Genomic DNA, 232 nt, shown 5'->3' with positions numbered 1-232 from the left:
GGGATGCGTCCCATCTCGCTGGCGGTCGACATCACCAACTACGTCATGCTGGAGCTCGGCCAGCCGATCCACGGCTACGACGGCGACAAGCTGTCCGGCCCGATCGTCGTACGCCGGGCGAAGCCGGGGGAGTAGCTCACCACCCTCGTCGAGGTCTCCCTGGACCTCGTTCCCGAGGACCTGCTGATCTCCGACGACCGAGGCGCGATCGGTCTCGCCGGCGTGATGGGCG

1 protein-coding gene is annotated in these 232 nt (G+C 68.1%); it reads left to right on the top strand.

Translation table 11 applies throughout. From position 1 onward, the window contains the following. The first annotated feature begins 3 nt into the window (after window positions 1-3). The gene (locus SAZ04_RS23135) at window positions 4-135 is read left to right on the top strand and encodes a B3/4 domain-containing protein (RefSeq protein WP_332700171.1); all 132 of its coding nucleotides are present in this window, start codon (window positions 4-6) and stop codon (window positions 133-135) included. Window positions 136-232 lie beyond the last annotated feature (97 nt).

It is taken from the genome of Halalkalibacter lacteus (assembly GCF_036663595.1).
GTDB lineage: Bacteria > Bacillota > Bacilli > Bacillales > Bacillaceae_D > Halalkalibacter > Halalkalibacter lacteus.
The sequence above is the reverse complement of the archived record's forward strand: the minus strand, read 5'-3'. Positions and strand labels throughout refer to the sequence as shown.